We start from the raw sequence: 20,339 nt of genomic DNA, 5'->3' as shown, positions 1-20,339 counted from the left end.
CGCATCTTTATTCCTCCAGGTATCTTGCAAAAGTTCAGATTCCTCTATGGTCGATCGGTACCCTCCTTCTTATCCCTTCACATCATACTCAACTACGTTCAGATTCCTCTATGGTCGATCGGTACGCCATGCCGCTGTAACTGCTCCAAATGTGCAACGTGGTTCAGATTCCTCTATGGTCGATCGGTACCCAGATTGCCGCCCTGGGCGCAACTATGGTTTCTGCGTTCAGATTCCTCTATGGTCGATCGGTACTAAGTTCATTTCATACCCTCCGCTTCGCAGTCTCTTGTTCAGATTCCTCTATGGTCGATCGGTACGATATAGTCCCGCGCGCCGCCGTAATTTGCTAATCCCGTTCAGATTCCTCTATGGTCGATCGGTACTAAAGGTGTTGGAAAATAGCGTTATGGCAGTTTTTATGTTCAGATTCCTCTATGGTCGATCGGTACCCAGGGTTATTGACCATACCATAGAAGCCTACCACCGTTCAGATTCCTCTATGGTCGATCGGTACCTCGGTTAAAGACCCACGTCGGGATATCGAAATCGATGTTCAGATTCCTCTATGGTCGATCGGTACCCGAAAGGATAAGGAGGGTTAAAATGGTGAGCATGTTCAGATTCCTCTATGGTCGATCGGTACGGTCGTTCCAGGACGTCGTCCGGTTCGGTTATTATCGTTCAGATTCCTCTATGGTCGATCGGTACGCAAACAAGAAGGAGGTTGCATATCATGCAGTTTGATGTTCAGATTCCTCTATGGTCGATCGGTACTTTTGTCAGCAAGAATATATATTCATGTGAGCGAGTGTTCAGATTCCTCTATGGTCGATCGGTACGTTTCGGCGATGCTCATAAAGGTTTCTTCCCAGGAGTTCAGATTCCTCTATGGTTGATCGGTACATCCGCGCCCCGAGTATTTAACCTAGCCTGGCACGAGGTTCAGATTCCTCTATGGTCGATCGGTACTCGCCTTGAAAAACGCCTTCAGTACCTTGAGCTGGCTGTTCAGATTCCTCTATGGTCGATCGGTACCCCCCAAAGGAGGTAATAAAAATGACCTATACAATCGTTCAGATTCCTCTATGGTCGATCGGTACGCAAACAAGAAGGAGGTTGCATATCATGCAGTTTGATGTTCAGATTCCTCTATGGTCGATCGGTACCCGCATTCAGCCGTACCGTCGCCTTCAAAATAACCGGTTCAGATTCCTCTATGGTCGATCGGTACCGGAAGTGCCGCTCAGCGAAAACGAAGCCTGTCTCCGTTCAGATTCCTCTATGGTCGATCGGTACCGGGCGTGTTGGACTATGCAAATTTACTGGTTAATGGGTTCAGATTCCTCTATGGTCGCTCGGTACACTGGCTGGACAAGCTGCCAAAGTGGGACAAAAAGCGTTCAGATTCCTCTATGGTCGATCGGTACCGTGAGGGACCAGGCCGCTACCTGGAGTTCTCTCCCCGTTCAGATTCCTCTATGGTCGATCGGTACCACCGGGGACGAATAATATCGGCAGTGTTCAACTAAGTTCAGATTCCTCTATGGTCGATCGGTACCCTGCACCGGCTTCGCCATGCTCGGCAACAAGACCATGTTCAGATTCCTCTATGGTCGATCGGTACCTAGCCATTTCCGCCCTAGACAGGGGCCGGTCCGGTGTTCAGATTCCTCTATGGTCGATCGGTACCTTTTCATTTTTTCTTCATTGTTTTTCTGTCAATCAGTTCAGATTCCTCTATGGTCGATCGGTACTCCAGGCGGCCATCATGCGGCAGCGCTTGGAGGAGAGTTCAGATTCCTCTATGGTCGATCGGTACGTCAGGGCGCAGACCATGCAGGGGCCTAGAGTGGCCCGTTCAGATTCCTCTATGGTCGATCGGTACACATCCACCGTATCTTTTTTAAGTAAGGATAAAGTGTGTTCAGATTCCTCTATGGTCGATCGGTACAGGTTGATGAGCGCGCTAAGATAAAAATTTTGCAGGGTTCAGATTCCTCTATGGTCGATCGGTACTTAAAGTATTTCTCGAAAGGAAGGTGCGATAAGTAGAGTTCAGATTCCTCTATGGTCGATCGGTACCTATATGACGAGCAGGAAAGAGATCCAAAACTGGGTTCAGATTCCTCTATGGTCGATCGGTACCATTGCCGGCACTGCCTGCCTCAACAGCTTCAACATGTTCAGATTCCTCTATGGTCGATCGGTACTTGCAGCACTTTCGCGGGAGCCGTCGTTAGGGATTGGTTCAGATTCCTCTATGGTCGATCGGTACCTTTCCAACCGGACCGGCCTTTGAGCCGGGAGGAAAGTTCAGATTCCTCTATGGTCGATCGGTACCCGTTTATGAAGGGGCGCCGATTTTTCGACGGTATGGTTCAGATTCCTCTATGGTCGATCGGTACCGAACCCTGCCTGGAAGGCGGGCGATTTTGTAAGCTAGTTCAGATTCCTCTATGGTCGATCGGTACGGTTGAAGGAAACGGTCGCGTTTTCGGCGCCCGCAAGTTCAGATTCCTCTATGGTCGATCGGTACGGTGGCCCCGTCTCCAGCGCCGAAGGCGGGGAATATAGTTCAGATTCCTCTATGGTCGATCGGTACGATTCAGGCGGCGATTAATGCGGCAAAAAGTACGGGGTTCAGATTCCTCTATGGTCGATCGGTACTGTTAATACCAACAGAGTAGGTATTTTGATTGCGGTGTTCAGATTCCTCTATGGTCGATCGGTACTGAAAAGTTTACTACTATGGAAGTATTGCATTGTAAGTTCAGATTCCTCTATGGTCGATCGGTACCGCAAAAAAATGCTTGCCCCACCTAAAATTTAGATTGTCTAGATAAAAACTCTGCGTCAAACCTCCGGTTTTGCTTAAAGGAAATTATCAGTGGGGTCGGGAGTGTCAGTCAGGATATCGCGATTTAACTTTACTCCATCCTTAAGGCTGTAAATAATTACAAAATCCTTTTTCTTTTTAATTATAGCCAGTATTTCCCTTTTAAGTAATGCTATTTGTCCTTCAGTAATATCACCTTCAAAAACCGATTTTTGCACATGCGATAAATATTTGCGGCTGGTTTTCATGATTTTGACCAGGCGCCTCTTGCCGTCATTATCTTCTGTATTTATGTCATAGACAAGAATAACCCTGATAATTACCACCATACCTTCATAGGAGAATAGCTTTCTTCGCCGAGAAGATGCTTTATCAGCTTATAGAGATCCAATCTTATCAAGCTTTTGTATCGAATATTCCTTTTCAAATTACGATGCAGGATGGTCTTTTCCATAGTCTCTTCAAATTCTTTGACAAACACTTTTCTCCCCTCTTCGGTAAGGTAAACGTAATTGACATTGGTATCAAAATGACTTTCCTTTATCATGTTTAGGTTAATTAGACGGAAAATAAGCCTGTCGACAAAGACGGGCTTAAATATCTCCGCAACATCCAGGGCCAGGGAATATCTCCTTTCTGAAGGTTCGTGTAAATAGCTGATAGTAGGGTTTAAAGCTGTGCGGTGTATTTCTTTTAAAACTGTGGTATACATCATTGCGTTGCCAAAAGATATCAAGGCATTCAATGCGTTGCCCGGTGGGCGTTTGCTGCGACCGCCGAACTCCCACCCGGTAATTTCTTCCCAGAAATCATAATAAGCTTTGCGGGTGTGAGCCTCAAGGCTCATGAGTTCCTCAATAGAAGTAGTTTTACTAATACTTTCCCTAATCTCGTCCAGCTTCTGACAAATATCTTCATATTCCCTTTTTTCCAGGTTACGACGAATGTTGTGCAGCGCTCCCTCGATAAAAGTCCGGGCTAGTTCCAACCGCTTTCCCCGGTCCAAGTAATGCTCGACCTGTTTTACCAGTAAGAACCCGGATAACTGGGTTTCCCGGGGAATAAAACTTCCGGAGTAGTGCCCATAGTAACTAAAAAAATGAACACAAATCTGTTTTTGTGCCAGGAAGTCTAAAAACCTGGTGTTAAGGTCCACCTCAGAAAAACAGTAGATGTGGTCAACGTCCTCCACAGGTATTATCCGTCGTTCCCCTTGTAGTTCCAAAGCCAAAGTGTTATCTTGCCGGTGGAGTCGCCCGGGAGAAAACACGTAGTAAGTCCTGCTCATTAAGGTTCCCTCGCCTCATACGTAGCAAAAATCAAAATAAGCACAGCGGGAACACATTTTTCGGCCGGTTTTCCTCTTAGGCAATGGGCTGTTGAGGATGCCCTTTATCCCGGCCATAGCCTGCAAGAGGAGTTCCCGATCTTGGGTGGAAAAATGTACCTCTTCTTTGCGCATACTTGCAGGGTAGTGGATTACCCCCGAAGAGCAGTTTACACCTTTGTTTTGTAACAGGTAAATATAATATTTCAATTGCCAGGTATGGGCTTCTTCGAATTTCTTGCTTTTTTTGACTTCATGGACGTAAACCTGGCCGTCGTAGTGTAAAAAGTCAATTTTAACGGTATCAAAGGTGATTTCTTTATGGTTTTCACGTTTGAACCTGCTCTCATGCAACACCCTGCCTTTGATCACATCGGGATTACCTGAAATATTTTCTAAGTTGAGGCCTTTAGCAAACAGCCACAACTTCCGGTGGCAAATAAAATAATAAGCCACCATGGTACCCGTAATATTGGCCGTTTTTACTTCCTCAACCAGCTCACTGTTCATTTTGTATTACTAACCCCTTTATCCCGTCGTAGGGAAACTCGAGAATAAATATGCCATCTAACCACCTTTCCAGTTTATCTCTAAGTTTTTTTCTTTCTTCGCTACCAATGTCAGGGGGCAGCATGGCTTCCATGTCTAATTTTTCTAGCTTCTCCCCTTCCAAAGTCATAGAGTAAGGGCAACTTACAGTAAAATCCGGTAAGATATCTATAGCCAGCTCAAAAAAGTTCAATTCGCCACTTCTTTTTCCGGTAAGCCATGCCCGGATTGTATTATAGAAAGCCTCCTTCAATTCAACAGGTATACCGGTTACGTTGTTCACTTCCCGGAAGAGCCTTTCCGCATCCCTTTTACGGTCGGAGCAGTAGCCGTGGTCAAGGGTCGCCAGGGTTTCTTCATAGGTTTTTATATAATCGTGCAGGGATAGTTTAAAGTCTTCTCTTTTTCGCCCTTCACTAATGACGCTATAGGTAAGTTCTACCCAATCCTGCTTTTGCCTTTCTGTCAGCACTAAAGTCTTTCCAGACACTTCTTTTAATATCTTAACGAGATTTTTGTTAAAGCCGCTTTCATTTTTACTCTTCTTAAAACAACTTTGCCACTTCTTTTGTTCGAGCTCTTTCAAAACATCCTCAAGGGGAGCAAAATTGCCTCCTTTCTCCATAGCCATCAAGAGTATCACCGTGGAGAGGGCTGTCAGATCCCGGTTATATACTCTATTTAAGCCCGAGGCTAACAAGAGGTCTTTGCTAGCGGTATCATTTCCTGAAGTCCTGCTCCCTTCATTGACTATGACAACAACGTTTGGCTCCGGCGGGGCGAAATCGCCTGGCTTCCGGGCAAAACGGCGAAAAACACGGCCCATCCGCTGGATCAAGCTGTCGGCCGGAGAAGGTTCGGTAAAAAGTATATCTGCATCAATATCCAGGGAAGCTTCCACAATCTGCGTAGCCACTACTATACAGGGATTTGTATCCCTCTCGGGGTTATTAGGCATAAATTTTTCGACAATTAGTTCCTCCAATTCTTTTCTTTGCCTGGCGATAAAGCGGGAATGAAGGAGGACTATTTTCACATCCACTTGCTCCTGCTGCAGTCGTGCTACGATTTTGTCGAAGATGTCGCAGGCAGCACTAACGGTGTTCATTACCACCAGGACTTTTTTGCCTCCGGTGGCAGCCTGGATAATCTCTGTTACGGCGGCTGCATACTCGCCTGCATGGACGATAAAGCCCAGGCGGTGCCGGCTGGAAGCGGCCGCTTCTTTGAATTCCGGTTCGTCAATAAGCCGGATAACCTGGTTATCAGCTAAGTTCATCCGCCTTTTCATTTCTTCACGGATAAATGACGGCAAAGTTGCTGTTATAATAAGATTCCCGCCACCTAGGTAGGCGTTTTGCTGCACCAGATGGGTGATAATAGCTGCTGCCCTTGGATCGTAGGCCTGAACCTCGTCTATAACCAGGACACCATGCATGAGGGCGGCAAAGATCCGCTCATAACCCGGATACCTAAGGGCCGCCGGGGCAAGCTGATCGGCGGTGGCTATAATATAAGTCCTGGCCAGATGACGGGCCAGCTCCATGACTTTGCGCGTATTGCTCTCGCCATCCAGGGCATCTGCCATCTTTAAATGGGTATAAATTTCCAGCGCAGCGTCGCTATGCAACAAGGAGACGCGTTCTTCTCCTTTTTCCCCGATCTTATCAACCATATCCCTGGTGCGCTGCCAGATCTTATTGACAGCCGCCTGCATGGGGAGGAGGAAAAAGTTTTTCTTGCCCGCTCCCCAGAGGTAAGCAAATTCCGTCTTACCATAGCCGGTAGGTGCAACCAGCACAAGGTTTTTGCCTCGTAAATCGTACTTCTCAAAAAAAGCCTTTTGCCAGTAATCCTTTTGTTTAAACTTTTCATTGAGAAAACCTTCGATTTCTTTAGCGGTAAACACACGACCGGATTCAATTGCCTGAATATCTAATCCCATCCTGCTTTCCTCAACCATGGAAGCGAAATGGTCGGCACGCATGAGGTTGCCGGCGATAAAAATCCTGGCTCTATCTATTTCTTCCTTCCCCGCCGCTTTATCCCTGATTTGTTCGGGGAGATAAACCAGGGTATACGGTGGGAGGAGGAGGCCGGCAGCTCCCAGGGAATTGTAACGCAAGTATTCTACCAGCATCCTGTTCAAGCCCATAACATCCGCATCAAGGTTATGGGCTTCCGCCAGCAGGGTAAGCTCCTCAATCAATTCCTTGCTTAATTGCAGCCACTCTGTTGCTTTTTCGTCCAATTCCGCAGCCTTTGCTTTAATTCGGGATTCACGGTTGCCAAGTAAATAATCGGGAAAATTATCCCGCCAATGGTGGAAAGCGACGGCGGATATAATCACATGGGCAAGGTAGGGAGCAGTAAAAGCAAATCTCTCCGGTTTAATAAAGAATAAAGAAAAAATGCTGTGGGGTATGTCACCGCTATTTCCTCTTTCCTGTTTTTTTATCCGCGCCTGGAATGCAGGGTCGAGTTTCCCCAAATCATGCAGAAGGGCGGCATATCTTAAAGCAAGCCACCATTCACCGGGCACCTCATTTGGCAACTTATCTTGAAGGGCTCGCACTGCTTTCAATACATCATCTGTATGGGTTGTTAATAGAACGCCGCTACTTTTAGCCCACTGCTGAGAGTTCATCACCGCTTTCCCTCCCCGGCTTTGGATTTATAACTGCCATATAAACCGGTGCCTTCAAATCGGGATCAACGAGCAGCGAGGGTAGGGTAAAGTTATCCAGGAAAGGAACCTGGCCGCGATACAAGCGGGCAGGGATATGGTCAAAGTTTCTTATCATAACCTCTTCATCGGCCTTTTTAACAGGTTTGACGCGGTAAATCGAAGTTACCAAAACTGAAGTGCCGTGAATTTTATTATAAAAAGCATCATATTCGGCGGCGTCTATCAGGTCACGTAAACCGAAAGCATAATCCGGTTTCGGCATCCACTGGTAAAACCTACCGGCAGCCTGGAAATAAAACGCGGTATTTAACGGCCGGAGCTCCGTTAACCTGGCGCTTTTAATCATGACCCAATCTTCAGCCCGCCCCAGGTGCAGGTGGCTCAGCCATTTTTCCGGCAGGCGGACGTTTTCCAGGATAGAATCAACCACCGCCAAATTATCATGGTAAAGATAGATATAAATCTCAACATCATTTAAGACTTCTATTTTAACAGGACTCTGGCCGCCGGGGTGTTCCGTGGTTTCCTGCCATTGACGGTTGCTGGCAGAAGCAAATCTCCCTTTATGGGCCCCGGCACTCATATTGCGCAGCCACGTGTATTCCCAAGAGACATACTTAGGGTCGCTTAAAATTCCCATGGCCAGTCGATCATTAAGCAGGACATCGATTTTTTCCTTGTCTCCAAGGATATTTGCCAGCAGGCCGATAACCGTAGAATAAGGGGGGAGAGGATAAGTTTTCCGGGGATTGTTGCTATGGATGACCCGGAAATGGGCCGAGGGTACTTCCAATTCCAGACGAAGAACCTGTAAAGAACTACCGGCTGTTGCATACATAAATATGCCCTCCATTAACTGCTTAAGGCTGGGCAGCTCCCGCCTCTTCATCAGGCCATATGCTCATGAGCACCCGATCCACCCCTTGCCATTTATTAAAGGTACGACCGTCTTTGCTTGCGGACAAATCGCCATCAAGAGACAGATCGCTATCATACCAGGCCTGCAGCAAGTAGTCGTTGCCAAGGGCCCTAAACAAGGGTTCGACCTCAACTTTACCGTTTTTCATCCTTATTTTACTGTTAAAAATAGGTACCGGAACTTTCAGGGTTCCTAAAACGATGAATAAAGGAACCATACCGTAGTCTTCGGTGCTGGAGTGGATGACAAGGCCGTTTTTAACTACAGTTAAGAATTGCTTTATCCGTTCGCGGTATTCTTCTTTGCTGACAATAAAAGTGATTCTTGTGTTATCTCTGTTTTCTGCAACACCTATGAAGCCCCGAGGGTTAGCATTTTCTCCAGGGACAGAATACCACTTCATGTTTTTAAGGCAATTATTTACAATACCCTTCTCCGCCACTTCTTCGGGTAAGGCTTCAGGATACTTCTTTAACCATTCTTTTAAAGCCTTAAGGTTTTCACTTCCGGTAGTATAAATATCCTGATATCCCAGGCGACAAAGGTCCAGGGTAAAGGATAGGCGGTAATAAGAAAGGTGTTCTTCTTTCTGAAAAGGATTAGGCGTTGCATTTTCTCCCTGCTTGTTCAGGCGCTGAACAAGGTCATGGTTGGCATAAAAGGCCATATCCGCCTGCCATGGTTCAAGAGAAATAGCTTTGGTAATACCCAGGGGGGCTTTTCTTGTAATACTACCCCCTTCTCTTTCTCCTTCATTGCTAGAGGTAGTCATAAACCCAAATAAATCTATTTCCGGATACTCGATGATATTTGCCTCGGGAAATTTAAATTGTATTACTTCTTGCTTTTTGGTAACAGGCGCTTCTTCCCAATCATATAGTTTCTTCAGAGTAACAAACATATGGTGCCGTATAAATGCCCGACTCATAAAGGAATAAGTACCGTCATAACGGGATAATTTCTTTATCGAGGCGACATTGCCGCCTAACTTTTCATCGCGGTTAACAGCCGAGCTTTCAAAAATAACCGTTGCCGTGATCCCCTTTACCTTCATGATTAAAACATCTCCTTTCGATTTATATTTAATTTGTAATCTTCTCCGAGCGGATTAATCCAGCAATAAAAGCATAAATACCTGTTTTGAATAATTCACAGTCATTAGTTTCAAAAAGCCGCGCAAGAGGTGGAGGGAACTCTTTTTTCTCTTCACTGGTTAAATAAATCCTTAAAAGTAAATGATAAACTTCTGTCTTTTTGTTTAACCTCGTAAGTTCCAGCAAGCGATAAACAAAATTCTTATCTGCATTTCTTGCAGGGTTTATTGGCGCCTCTGCCGCCGCTTCCCGGATTTCTTTTAAGTTTATATGACTCATTTTTCCACCCCCATTATTGCTGGCTATTTGCTGCTTTATGGCATAATAGAGTTGAATAAGGTTATTTACCGGTAGGGTGTTTCCAGGGCCTTCAAAAACAACTTCTGGATCTTTTCCATCATTCTTCATGTTAATTAAAGCCCTTAGAGATTTGTAAACCATCGTCGGCAGGTAGTCAAATCGTTCTTGGAGGATGAATTCCCATACCCTGTTATTGGCGATCTGACCTATAAGTAAAGTTATTTCGGGTATAAGTAACAGCCGAGCTAAGTTAGCCGATATCGGGTAATACTCTACTCCGTTCCGTTCAAAAATCAATAGTTCCATATTTTGCAGTCCCCAGCTGCCCACGGCTTTTCTCAGTTGCTGGTCGTATTGCATGGCATCAAGAAGAGATTGATGGCGAATGTTATCTACTTTCCCTGCAAGAAGGCGGTTTAAATACCAGTTTACAAAAAAGGAATCGGAATTAATGAAGAATCTGTTCTTGCTTACCAAGTGAAAACATAAGAAATAGGAGCGGCATCGCTTACACATAATTAGATTAGGGTTTCCATCCCAAAAAAGGTTAGGAAATTCTTCATAGCTATTGCCAAGATAAATTGACACGGGTCGGGTAAAAAAGGTATTATATATGGAACTGTTTATATCCAATTTAGTTTCTTCACCACAAAAGCTGCAGATTAAAGTGCTCACGGTAGCGGCATTATCTCTCTCAAACCAACCATTTAAGAAATCAGCTTTACTAGTAGTACTTTTGAGATAAGCCAGATTGGCTAAATTAGGGTAATATCCCCCTTTAAAATGGAAAAGTCTCCTGAAAACCATATCTATTTTCTCGGCTTCACTCAATTTATTTCTTTCAGCCTTTTTTTCTTTACTGGGAATAAAACCGTCTTTATAGCTCTTTTCCACCCACCACCAGCCGATTCTTTTTAAATAGGGTAATTCCTCTGGAACCTCCTTAAGTCTATAATCTTTATGCGGGTTGCCCCGGGGGCTAAAGGCTAAGGTCATGATGTCGCCGGGGATGACAGCCCGGCCGTCCTTCTTGAGGATTTCATTAACGACAATTTCCTCCCCCTTTTTTTCGTCCACGTCCAGGCCCCAGGCCAGCACTTCCAGGAAACCCTGAACACAGGCGTTGTAATACCAGGATGTCGGATAAATTTCCACGTCCTGCATGGTTAACCATCCACCTCCAGCAGGCCAAAACCCTGTCCTGTCCTAACTCCCAGGCCGTAATCGTATAGAAACTGCAAAGTCTCCGGAGTACTCTGCAAATGGATGTGACCCTGGATAGTTGTCAGTTGCCCACCGTAATGGTAGCAAACCCCTTTATAGTAGCCTGAAGGGGTTAAGACTTTAACGGGATTAATCCGCAGACCGTCTTCCAGACAGTATTCCTTAACTAAAAAATTATACCGGTTAAAGAGATGGGTATTGATGGCTTCTTCCAGTTGTTCTACATCAGAGCCGTCGACGTAATCACAAATACCTCGCAGAACGGCGTGGCCGAGAATGCGGAACTTTTTAGAGGTACTTCTAATCTTCTTTAAAGGTAAAAGATAGATGTCCTTCAAAGATAAACCGAGGACAGCTTTTCTACCCTTCATTGCAATCGCACCGTTACTAAGAGCGGTCATTACTTCAAAAATTCCGGTGGAAATAGTCATAAAAACCGGCGGCCGGCAGGTTATCTCTCCTTTGCTGGTATTCATAGCGATAATACCATTAAAATCCACTGAAAACACATATGGGCTGTAACCAGGTTTCTCGATGGTAAAGCGATTGGCAAGGGACGAGGTGCCCGCAAGGGCTTTGATTAGGGAAATAAAATGGCGGCGAAAGTCCAAGGGTATGGTTATTGGTCCCTCCCGCACACTGCCTGCTGGTTCAAGGACGATACGTAAACGCAGGTTAATCACCCCCCAACTTATTGGGAACAATTCGACATCGTTCTGGAATATCCTGCTATTAACGCCAGATTCAATCTTGATTTGGAAACAGGTGTAAATACTTTAACTACAACAGCTTCAGTTCGACTATTGCTGTGGCAGACCAAAAATCCTAAACCAGCGCAATGACAAATATTGCTTTCACCCGCTCCTCCCGCCATACATCTATATGTTTAAACCTTCTTACCGCCAAATAATGTCGGATACATATGTTCGCCACTATTTTTTCGATGAAGGAATCACCTGGTATATGGCGAATAATGGATCATAAAGGAAATTTTGTAGGGGGCAAATAGTTTTGAGCCTGGTCCTCAAGAAAAATAAAAAAGCCATCAGTAACGTCGGCCGCCAGTCCCTGGCGCGCATCTACGCCATCCACCGCTGGATCGCCGCCGGCCGCTACCCTAACGTGGCCTTTATTGCAGAACGTCTGGAGGTTTCCGCGCGGACGGTAGAAAGGGATATCCAGATTCTCAGGGATTTTTTCGGAGCTCCTATCGTCTATGACAGCTGGCACAGGGGTTATCGTTACGATAAAACCTTCAGCCTGCCCCCCATCCACTTGACTGAAGGGGAACTCCTGACCCTGTACCTGGGCCAGCGGCTGTTAAGCCAGTTCGGCGGCACCCCTTTTAGCCGGATAATCCAGGGTGCCCTGGCCAAACTGAGGACAATGCTGCCGGAGAAATTAATGGTGGACCTGGACCTGCTGGATAAAGATATTTCCTTTGCCGTCGCGCCTTTACGCGGTGACGCCGAGAAACTGGCCGTCCTCTACGCTGATCTCTGCCGGGCCATCCAGGATAACTGCTCGGTACAAATAACATACTATACGGCCAGCCGGGACGCCGTCACCGAGCGCTTGATCGACCCCTACCACCTGCGCTTTTATCAGGGCGCCTGGTACGTCATCGCTTACTGCCATTACCGCCGAGAAGTACGTCTCTTTGCCCTGGACCGCATCCGGCAGTGGCAGGTGACAGGGCGCAAATTCGAAGTGGCGGCTGATTTTTCCCTGGAAGACTACCTGCAGAGCTCCCTCGGCATCGAAAGGGGACCGCAGGTACACGAGGTCATCATTCGCTTCCACCGTGACCAGGCACGCTGGATCAAGGAGCGCCAGTGGCATCCAAGCCAGGTAATGGAAGAGCTGACCGACGGGAGCCTGCTATTAAAAATGCACCTCAGCGGTCTCCAGGAGGTAAAACGCTGGGTGCTGGGCTTCGGTAGCCAGGCGGAAGTCCTGGCCCCCCCGGAGCTACGCCGGGAAGTGGGCCGGGAAGCAAAAGAACTGGCCGGACTGTACGACCATATTTAGGAGCAAGCCGTGGTAATCATATATGGGGGAGAAATACTTAGTTATGGCGGTGCTAACATGGCCAACAACTGCTAGGATACACGGTCCCGCTGCTTAAGGCGGCAGAACAGGTAGGGCTGCGCCAGGCCCAATGCTCTCCTGCTCCACCCATTTGCGGTGCTCCAGCATGGCTTGCAGGAGGGGGTGCCAGGGGGCGTAAGCGCGTGTTTGCGCGCGGTGCGATGTAAAGCCTTCAGTAATCCATTTGCTCTAAAGTGACTAGCCTGCTTCGTTGCTTAGGTCAGGTAGAAAGAAATGCAGGGACTCCTGTTCTATCCACTTGCGGTGCCTTAACATGGCTTCAAGCAAAGGACGCCAGGAAGCATAGGCGGGATCTGCAGCCAGCCTGGAAAGTTTGGCTGCATATTCGTCGCCAAAAGATATGCCCGCCTCCAGGCTCCTCTCATAAGTGATGACATCCATAAGGTAGGGTTGTAAAGAGGGAAAAAATTTGCGCTTTATATATTCAAAGATACGGATGCCGCCGTAGTCCATATCGCCCCAGTGGTAGATCGGTGGCTTGGTGGAGTCAATAGTATCAAGGTATTCCTTAAGCCTATTTAAAAATCGCTGCACCCCGCGGCAGGGAAAACCGCCGCTATAGATAACCAGGCCGGCCGGCGTAAAATTATAAACTTCCTGAACCACCTGGTAGTAGGTGGTCAGATTCTCTACTATTAAAATCCACCGCGCCGGAACGCCCGTGATTTTCATTGACCGTACAGTTTGAGGCGATAATCCCAACCCTCCGGGCAGCTCGTCCATCCGGAAGTGCGTTTCTCCCGCCCGGAAAGTAAAGGCCCCTGCCACCAGCACCATTTTGGGATTATCGGTCAAGCCGACGCTGTCCAGGTATTCGGCGTCGGTTTCATATTCCTCTGGGCCGTGGGACTTGAGCAGGGCCAGCAGCCGCTTTTTCACCCTCTGCTCGAAGGCCTTGGAATCCCCCAGAACCCGCTGGCTGAAGATGCGCTCAGGTATACTGTCCTCCAATCCCGGCAGGGCCAGGAGCACCTTTACCAGTTCCCCATAACCTTCCGGGTCCTCCAGGTCCAGGCCGGCCGCCCGGCGCCGGGCCAGGGCCGCGTCCACTTCCGCCCACCATCGCCGCACCCACTCCCAGGGGTGGGTAGCCAGGGGTGCCAGGATCTGGCGCAGCCTGCTGATCCGCTCCGCCCTGGGCACCAGGCCCGCCAGCTCATAGGCCCGGGGGATGGCGTCAAAGTTTAAATATACTTTTTCTACCTGCCGGCCTTCCTGGAAGCGGGGCCAGGTGACCTCCACCACCCCGGCAGCTGCCAGTTCGGCCAGGGCGGCGTGGATGGCCTCCCTTTTGCGGTGGTCCATCTCATCAAAATAATCGCCGGCCAGGGGGCTCTTCTTCATGGCGAACTGGGGTCGCTGCTTGCCCGGAGTGCCGGTTTGAAAGGAGCGGCTCCCTTCGTATTTACTGATCAGCAAAGAGAGAATCTTGTACCGGTACTGCGCTTGCAGGTCTCTGCCCGTCCCGGCCAATCCTTACACCCCCTTGCCGCGGCAGGCCGCTTTCTTCACCGTCGGTGCCGCCGGCACGGCGCCACTGACCGTCATCTCCCCCGGGCCCTTCTGCCCGCCCCCCGGCCGTATCGCTGTGGCCATCCGGCTGCCCGTCACCGGTTGGCACCTCATCTCCGGCCAGCACTTCCTGGCGGCTGATCATATCCACAAAACAGTGGAAGCCGTTGCGGTGCACCAGCAGGGTGGTATCGACTTCCGGCGCCATGTGCTGCATTTTTTCATCGGGTACGGCGGCAATGAGCTGCAGGTTCATGCGCTTGATGAGCCGGAGGCTGGTCTGGATGCGCTCCTCGTCCATTTTGTTGAAGGCCTCGTCAAACACCACCAGGCGGATGGTCTTGCCCGTAGCATAGAGATGGTTAAAGGACGCCAGGATGGCGACGTAAAAGGGTGTCTGGGTTTCGCCGCCCGATTTTTCCCGCAGCACCTGGGAGAAGGAATAGCGGTGTTCACCGCTGGTGACCACGATATCGAAATCCAGGTAGTTGCGGTAGTCGGTGAATTCCTCCAATTCCCCGGCCTCACCGCGGATGAGCTTCTCAAAGAGCTCGTGGAGGACGGCCGCCCGGTCGTCCTCGGGCAGCTCAAAAAGGGAACCCTGCTCCATCACCCCGGGGTCCATGATCACGTCGTAAAAACGCCTGTACCTCTCGCTGGGTTTAATCTCAAAGTGGTAGCGGTCCTCGTGGAAGGGAAAGTTTTTCAGGGCGTAGTTGAGCTCGTTGAAATCCCGCCGCGCTGCTTCAATGGCCTCGCGGAGCTTAAAGATAAAATGGGATTTAAATTCTTCTTCCGACTGCTTCAGAGCCTCGGCCAGCTTTTCCCGGTAACGGGGGATATCCACCGTGGCGATTTCCGCCAGCAGGGGCCGGTAGGCTTCATTATCCGGGGCGCCGGGATCGGCGTTGTAGGTGTAGCGCAGGTTGTACTCGTGGCGTAAGTCGCGCAGGCGCTGGAACTCCTGCTCCCGCCTGGTAATATTGCCCTTCTGGCTGTTCTCCCAGTTGACAAGCTTGCCGGCCGCGGGCAGGTCCTGACCCTCCACCTCCCGCCAGCGTTCCTCGGCCCGGGGCAGGAGTTCCACCGGATACTGCTCCCGCCAGGACTGCCAGAAGGCCAGGGCCTCCTGCACCCTCGTCTCCTGCAGGTGCAGCTCCGTTTGCTTTTGGTTCAACTCGTTCTCGCGGCTTTTTTTTAATCCGCTGATTTCGGTAATCTCGTTCAACAGCTCTTTTTCGCGGCGCTCCCAGTAGTAATATTCTTCTTTTAACCGCTCCACTTCCCCCAGGTCCAGCCGTTCCAGCTCCGCAGCCAGGGCGGCCCGTTCCTCCTGTAAGCGCCGGATGCGGGCCGGGAGGTCCAGCTGTTCGCTGATGCCGGTGTAAAGGGACTTCTTGTCGGCCAGGCGCTCCAGCCAGGCCGCCAGCTTTTCCCTCCTGCCCTGCAGCATCTCTATCTGTTCTTTCGTCTCCGCCAGCTCCCGGCGCTTGATCTCTAACTGGCGCGCTATGGCCCGGGCGCCGATATAGGGAACGGCGTAGCGGTGTTTTTCCAGCTGCCTGGCTACCAGGTTGTGATAGGACATGCAGGTCCTGGTGATGGCAGTGCGGTAACGGCGCAGGTCCTGCTCGTCCCGGGCCTTCATGACCCGCCCCAGGAGATGGTCGATGTGGGCCTGGATGACCGGGTTGGCCGTTACCATCTCCTCCGCCAGGGAACCCTCCTGCGCCGTGCCCAGGTACTTCTGCTCCTTCTCCGTATCCACCAGGCCGACTCCTTCTACCTGGTGCTTCCCTTTCTCTCTCTCGTAAATGGCCAGGGCTTCGGCAAAGACCCGGGGTTCCACCAACAGGTCGAAGCGCTGGGTGTACAAATACCCCTCCACGGCGTCCCGCCAGGTTTCATCCTTCAGGTCCATTTCCTCGCAGAAGATCCAGACCGGCGAGCGCCTGTTCAAGCGCTCTTCCAGGAGCCTTTTCAAGTTGAGGACGTGCGGGGGGTAGGGCCGCTTCTTGTTCTCCAGGTCGCGGATCTGCCCCTCCAGTTCCGCTTTTTGTTGCTGGAGCAGGGCCAGCCGGTCTTCCAGGCGGCCGGCGGCCCGGGCGCAGCGGCTGTGCAGGCCGGCCAGGAAAAGACCCGTATCCCGCACCGCGGCCACGGTATCCTCCCCCGGTAACCAATCAGCGTCCCCGGCCGGAACCAATCCGGACAGCAGCTCCAGGGCCCGTCCCAGGCGCTCCTGCTCCCCCGGCTGCCACTGCCAGTATTCATCCGCTTCCATCTCCTGCAGGCCGGCCAGCAGGGCCTTCTCCCGGTCGAGGGTCTGGCGCAGGATCGCCAGCAGCCGCTCCTGCTCCTGCAAATCCTTATCTACGCGGGCCAGGCCTTCCTTTAACTCCTGCTCCCGCTGCCTGGCCTGGTGCCCCTGCCACTTCTGATAGGCCTCCCTGGCCTTGTCCCCTGCTTCCTGATGCCTGGCCCGCGCCAGATCCAGCTCCCGGCCCAGGCGTTCCACCTCGGCTGCCAGGAAGCGTATCTCTTCCTCCAGGCGGTCCCGCAGCTCCACCTCCCGAGCGTGCTTCAGGCCGCGGATGACGTACTCCTGGACGGCCACCGTATCCCGCAGCCGGGCAAAGGTTTCGAACTGGCGGCAGATGGCTTCCAGCTTCTCCCGGCGCTCTTCCAGGGCTTCTAGCTCCGCCCGGTAGCGCTCGTGGATTTCAAAATTCTGCCGCAGGAGGTCCAGCTGCAGCTCCTTCTCATCCAGGATATACTGGTAGACGAAATCCCGCACGTTCTGGATGGGTTTAAAGGAAAGGGCCTTGACGAAAACCGGAAAAAAGCGCTCGCTTACCTGGCCCAGGCGGTTGAGGAGGGCCTTCTGATAGCCGGTTTTGCTCCGCTCGAAGATATGGCGTCCCGGCAGGTTCTGACAGTAGCGGTGAAACTCCTCCCGGTTTTTCCAGCGCTCCGCCGGGCTCCAGAAATCCAGGTCGGCCAGCTGCACCCCGGCGAGGATAAAGTATTCGTCGTCGATGGTATCGTCGCCGTAGACGTCCATCACCACGCCGACGACAAAGTTTTCCCTCTTCTGCTGGTCGTAAAACTCGGCGACGATGTAGCTGGTAAAATCCCCTTCCCGCAGGTACTTCTTGGCTTCCCCGCCGGTTTTGCCCCGCAGGTAGCTGATGAGGGAGCGCCTGGCCTCATCGTGGGCCGCCGAATTGAAGCGGATCTGCCGCTGGTTGGCCACCAGGAGGACCTGCAGGGCGTCGATGATGGTCGACTTGCCGGCGCTGTTGCGGCCGGCGATAAGGGTCTGGCGGCCGAACTCCAGGGTCTCGTCATAAAAGTAGTGCCAGTTAATCAGCCGCAGGCGGCGCAGCCACTTCATCCGGCAGTTCCTCCTTCCCCTGTTCATAAGCAGCGATCTTCTGGTACAGCTTCTCTACCGTATCCGCCTGGACGGCGTAAAGAAGGGTGTGGAACAGGCGGAAGGCGCAGTCGTCGGACCTGATGTCGTCATCCAGGGGTTCCAGGAGTTTGTACTGGGTGCCCAGGCGCACCAGTTCCTGCAGCCTGGTCTTATTAAAAAGGGGCAGGCGGAAGGCTTCATACTTGGCCCGGATCTCGTGGAGGGTAGTGACCGGGAACTCGCTCAAAGAAAGGCCCTGGCGCTTTTCCTGGTAGATGAGGCGCAGGACCAGGAGCCAGATACTCTCTTCCCGGGTCAGGTTGCGCCGGCAGCCGGCCTCCGGGGACAGGACAAAGATGCATTCGTGGCGGTCGTCAAAGACGATCTCCCAGCCGAGGAAGCGGAAAAACTCCTCCACAACCTGGCGGTGGCGCCGCGCCACCAGGTAATGCTCCCGCTCCTGTTCCTTGTTTAGAAAATTAACGGCCAGCAGGCGGTTGATGACCTCCCGCAACCGCCCGGCTTCCTGTTCACTGAGGTTTTCCCCGAGGTTAAGCACCGGTTTCCCCCTTTACCTCTTCCTGTGTCTTACAGGTAGCGCCCCTTCCCCGCCAGCAGCTTTAAACGGCCCGCCGCTTCCTGCCCGTATCCACCCGCACTATCCGCCGGTCATAAAAGCGATAGCCGCCGATGTCGAGGATACGGTTCGCGCCCCGCGGCACCAGCCGGTAGCCGGCCAGACCGTCGTAGCCGTAGAGATAAACATAGAGAAGGTACAGGAATTCCTCCATATTGGTGGGCGCCAGCTCCTCGATGCCCATCTCCTGACGCTCGCCCAGGCGGCCCAGGACGTAGGCGCTCACCTTTTCCCTGGTAATGGCCTGCCGCACCCGCTGCAGGTTCTGCTCCCGCAGCTGCCTTTTCAGTTCCTCGGGGACAGCCACCACCACCTGGGGTTCAGGCCGGTGGGGCGCCCGCCGCCGGCGCGGCGTATACAGGGACTGCTCGTTTAATTGATTGAGGCGCATCAGGTTGAACAGGCCGGGCAGGCAATCTTCCGCCGGCAGGTCGCCCCTCCTGATGCCCGCCGCCGTCCACTCCAGGATCCGCGCCAGATACCGGTCGACGCCGGAGCTGTGCTGGCTTAAATAGCGTGCCCGCTCGAAGGAGGCGCGCAGGTACTGGTTGTGGCGCAGGTCGATCTGGTAAAAGATTTCGTCCAGGCCGCGGTAAATCTCTTCGATGTCCATGAGGGCGCGGCGCAGCTGGTCCGCCGCTTCTTCCCTGCTGGCAAAAAACTCGTTGCGCAGGGCGTCTTCCACGGCCCGGGCCATCCATTCCGGGTCCAGGAGCCACTCCTGGACCGTGGCCAGGATCCGCTGCCGGTAACGGGAAACATGGTCCGAAGTCTTGAGGCGGTGGTAGCTGCGGTCGATGATGTGGGCCTTGTACTCTTCAAAATGGTGGTCCAGAACCTCCTGGATGGAGGCTTTGGCCACCACCTGCTCCATATGGTATTTCATATTGTTGGCCAGCACCCGCAGTTCCTCCAGGAACTCCTGGGTCATCCTGTGGGCCTCCAGGATGGCAAAGCCGGGCCGCTGCCTGGCCTCCTCGCCGGAAAGGAGCTGGTAGGTAACGAAGGCAAAGCGCTGGTACTCAACGGTACGGTTCTCGCATAATTCCTGGAAAACGGCCAGCAAACGGCTGGCGTAGCGGGGCAGGACGATGTAGCGGCGGAAATTATCCCGTACTTCCACCTGGATCCACTTTAACCTGTCCAGGCGACGCAAGAGGACGCCGGCCTTCAGCCGGGCCAGGTCCTCGCCGTTGCCGTCAAAAAGCCCGCCGGCGGCAGGCTCCTGCTCCTCTTCCTCCTCCACCTCATAGACCAGGCCGGCCTCCTCCTGGCTCTCGATCAGTTCCTGCATCAAATCCCGCATGACCTCATACTGGATGCCAAAGCGGTTGACCCGGTACTGCTCATAAAGGAGAAGCAGGGCCTCGGCATAAATATGCCGGTTCCGGCCGCTGAAAACCTGGAACAAGCGCTCCGGTATCACCTCGAAAAGTTTCATCCGGACAGCTCCCCCGGTGACTCGTATTTTAAAACTGCTCGCCGGCAATCTTACAGGCCCGCAGAGCAACCGGGTAGATTTAAACTGTTCGACATTTTTCTTAAAAAGTCCTTTTTATTTTAAGGACTTTATCACCAGGATTCCCAGGACTGTTTGATTTTATTTTAAGACCGGAGCAAAGGGTAATTCCAAAATAGATACGTTCTTATGCGAAAAATGCATATTTTCTTTATGTGTCGGTCCCTTCATGCGGGTATCCTGGCGCAAAAAAATAGACG

General features: G+C 51.3%; 13 protein-coding genes and 1 CRISPR repeat array (1 of these 14 only partly in view). Of the genes, 1 reads left to right on the top strand and 12 read right to left on the bottom strand.

What is annotated here, in order from left to right; all coding sequences use genetic code 11:
- A CRISPR array of direct repeats spans positions 1-2,800; the repeat unit is 29 nt; unit sequence GTTCAGATTCCTCTATGGTCGATCGGTAC (it extends 749 nt beyond the left edge of the window).
- A gap of 74 nt (positions 2,801-2,874) precedes the next feature.
- From cas2 to E308F_RS06300, 8 genes are read right to left on the bottom strand one after another with little or no spacing between them, the layout of a single operon-like run.
- Positions 2,875-3,168 carry a CRISPR-associated endonuclease Cas2 gene (cas2, locus tag E308F_RS06335; RefSeq protein WP_141264028.1) on the bottom strand — a complete coding sequence of 98 codons (294 nt, stop codon included), beginning with the start codon at positions 3,166-3,168 and terminating at the stop codon, positions 2,875-2,877.
- Entirely contained in the window at positions 3,159-4,127 is a 969-nt protein-coding gene (gene cas1b, locus E308F_RS06330) for a type I-B CRISPR-associated endonuclease Cas1b (RefSeq protein ID WP_141264027.1), read from the bottom strand. Before cas1b ends, cas2 begins: the two co-directional genes overlap by 10 nt.
- Positions 4,128-4,142: 15 nt before the next feature.
- Positions 4,143-4,676: a CRISPR-associated protein Cas4 gene (cas4, locus tag E308F_RS06325; protein WP_141264026.1), complete on the bottom strand. Its 534-nt coding sequence runs from the start codon at positions 4,674-4,676 to the stop codon at positions 4,143-4,145.
- The gene (cas3, locus tag E308F_RS06320; RefSeq protein ID WP_141264133.1) at positions 4,666-7,362 is read right to left on the bottom strand and encodes a CRISPR-associated helicase Cas3'; all 2,697 of its coding nucleotides are present in this window, start codon (positions 7,360-7,362) and stop codon (positions 4,666-4,668) included. Before cas3 ends, cas4 begins: the two co-directional genes overlap by 11 nt.
- On the bottom strand, positions 7,340-8,242 hold the full coding sequence (cas5b, locus tag E308F_RS06315) for a type I-B CRISPR-associated protein Cas5b (RefSeq protein WP_141264025.1): 903 nt from the start codon (positions 8,240-8,242) through the stop codon (positions 7,340-7,342). The genes cas3 and cas5b overlap by 23 nt, the downstream gene beginning before the upstream one ends.
- A gap of 22 nt (positions 8,243-8,264) precedes the next feature.
- On the bottom strand, positions 8,265-9,377 hold the full coding sequence (cas7i, locus tag E308F_RS06310) for a type I-B CRISPR-associated protein Cas7/Cst2/DevR (protein ID WP_141264024.1): 1,113 nt from the start codon (positions 9,375-9,377) through the stop codon (positions 8,265-8,267).
- 28 nt (positions 9,378-9,405) lie between these two features.
- A complete protein-coding gene (gene cas8a1 / locus E308F_RS06305; RefSeq protein ID WP_141264023.1) occupies positions 9,406-10,881 on the bottom strand; it encodes a type I-B CRISPR-associated protein Cas8b1/Cst1 in 1,476 nt (491 codons plus the stop codon).
- Between the two features lie 2 nt (positions 10,882-10,883).
- Entirely contained in the window at positions 10,884-11,624 is a 741-nt protein-coding gene (locus tag E308F_RS06300; RefSeq protein ID WP_172613851.1) for a CRISPR-associated endoribonuclease Cas6, read from the bottom strand.
- Positions 11,625-11,952: 328 nt separating this feature from the next.
- On the opposite strand from E308F_RS06300, the gene E308F_RS06295 reads away from it, so the two are divergent.
- Positions 11,953-12,972 carry a helix-turn-helix transcriptional regulator gene (locus tag E308F_RS06295; RefSeq protein WP_141264022.1) on the top strand — a complete coding sequence of 340 codons (1,020 nt, stop codon included), beginning with the start codon at positions 11,953-11,955 and terminating at the stop codon, positions 12,970-12,972.
- A 258-nt stretch (positions 12,973-13,230) separates the two neighbouring features.
- Here the strand turns inward: E308F_RS06295 and E308F_RS06290 are convergent, their stop codons facing one another.
- The 4 genes from E308F_RS06290 to E308F_RS06275 form a co-directional block, all read right to left on the bottom strand.
- Complete coding sequence (locus E308F_RS06290; protein ID WP_253256401.1) at positions 13,231-14,526, bottom strand: Wadjet anti-phage system protein JetD domain-containing protein; 1,296 nt, start codon at positions 14,524-14,526, stop codon at positions 13,231-13,233.
- Positions 14,459-17,962, bottom strand: coding sequence for an ATP-binding protein (locus E308F_RS06285; protein ID WP_141264021.1), 3,504 nt, complete (start codon positions 17,960-17,962; stop codon positions 14,459-14,461). Before E308F_RS06285 ends, E308F_RS06290 begins: the two co-directional genes overlap by 68 nt.
- Positions 17,931-18,542, bottom strand: coding sequence for a DUF4194 domain-containing protein (locus E308F_RS06280; RefSeq protein WP_141264020.1), 612 nt, complete (start codon positions 18,540-18,542; stop codon positions 17,931-17,933). Before E308F_RS06280 ends, E308F_RS06285 begins: the two co-directional genes overlap by 32 nt.
- Positions 18,543-18,603: 61 nt before the next feature.
- Entirely contained in the window at positions 18,604-20,061 is a 1,458-nt protein-coding gene (locus E308F_RS06275; protein ID WP_141264019.1) for a Wadjet anti-phage system protein JetA family protein, read from the bottom strand.
- Positions 20,062-20,339 lie beyond the last annotated feature (278 nt).

Source organism: Moorella sp. E308F, assembly GCF_006538365.1.
Taxonomy (GTDB): domain Bacteria; phylum Bacillota; class DSM-521; order Neomoorellales; family Neomoorellaceae; genus Neomoorella.
Note: the sequence above shows the minus strand (reverse complement) of the source record. Positions and strands in the feature narration are given on the sequence as shown.

Excerpts from the sequence above, each read along its gene's own strand:
- E308F_RS06285 (WP_141264021.1), bottom strand. The coding sequence starts at position 17,962 with ATGAAGTGGCTGCGCCGCCTGCGGCTGATTAACTGGCACTACTTTTAT.
- cas7i (WP_141264024.1), bottom strand. The coding sequence starts at position 9,377 with ATGAAGGTAAAGGGGATCACGGCAACGGTTATTTTTGAAAGCTCGGCT.
- cas3 (WP_141264133.1), bottom strand. The coding sequence starts at position 7,362 with ATGAACTCTCAGCAGTGGGCTAAAAGTAGCGGCGTTCTATTAACAACC.
- E308F_RS06275 (WP_141264019.1), bottom strand. The coding sequence starts at position 20,061 with ATGAAACTTTTCGAGGTGATACCGGAGCGCTTGTTCCAGGTTTTCAGC.
- cas8a1 (WP_141264023.1), bottom strand. The coding sequence starts at position 10,881 with ATGCAGGACGTGGAAATTTATCCGACATCCTGGTATTACAACGCCTGT.
- cas2 (WP_141264028.1), bottom strand. The coding sequence starts at position 3,168 with ATGGTGGTAATTATCAGGGTTATTCTTGTCTATGACATAAATACAGAA.
- cas1b (WP_141264027.1), bottom strand. The coding sequence starts at position 4,127 with ATGAGCAGGACTTACTACGTGTTTTCTCCCGGGCGACTCCACCGGCAA.
- cas5b (WP_141264025.1), bottom strand. The coding sequence starts at position 8,242 with ATGTATGCAACAGCCGGTAGTTCTTTACAGGTTCTTCGTCTGGAATTG.
- cas4 (WP_141264026.1), bottom strand. The coding sequence starts at position 4,676 with ATGAACAGTGAGCTGGTTGAGGAAGTAAAAACGGCCAATATTACGGGT.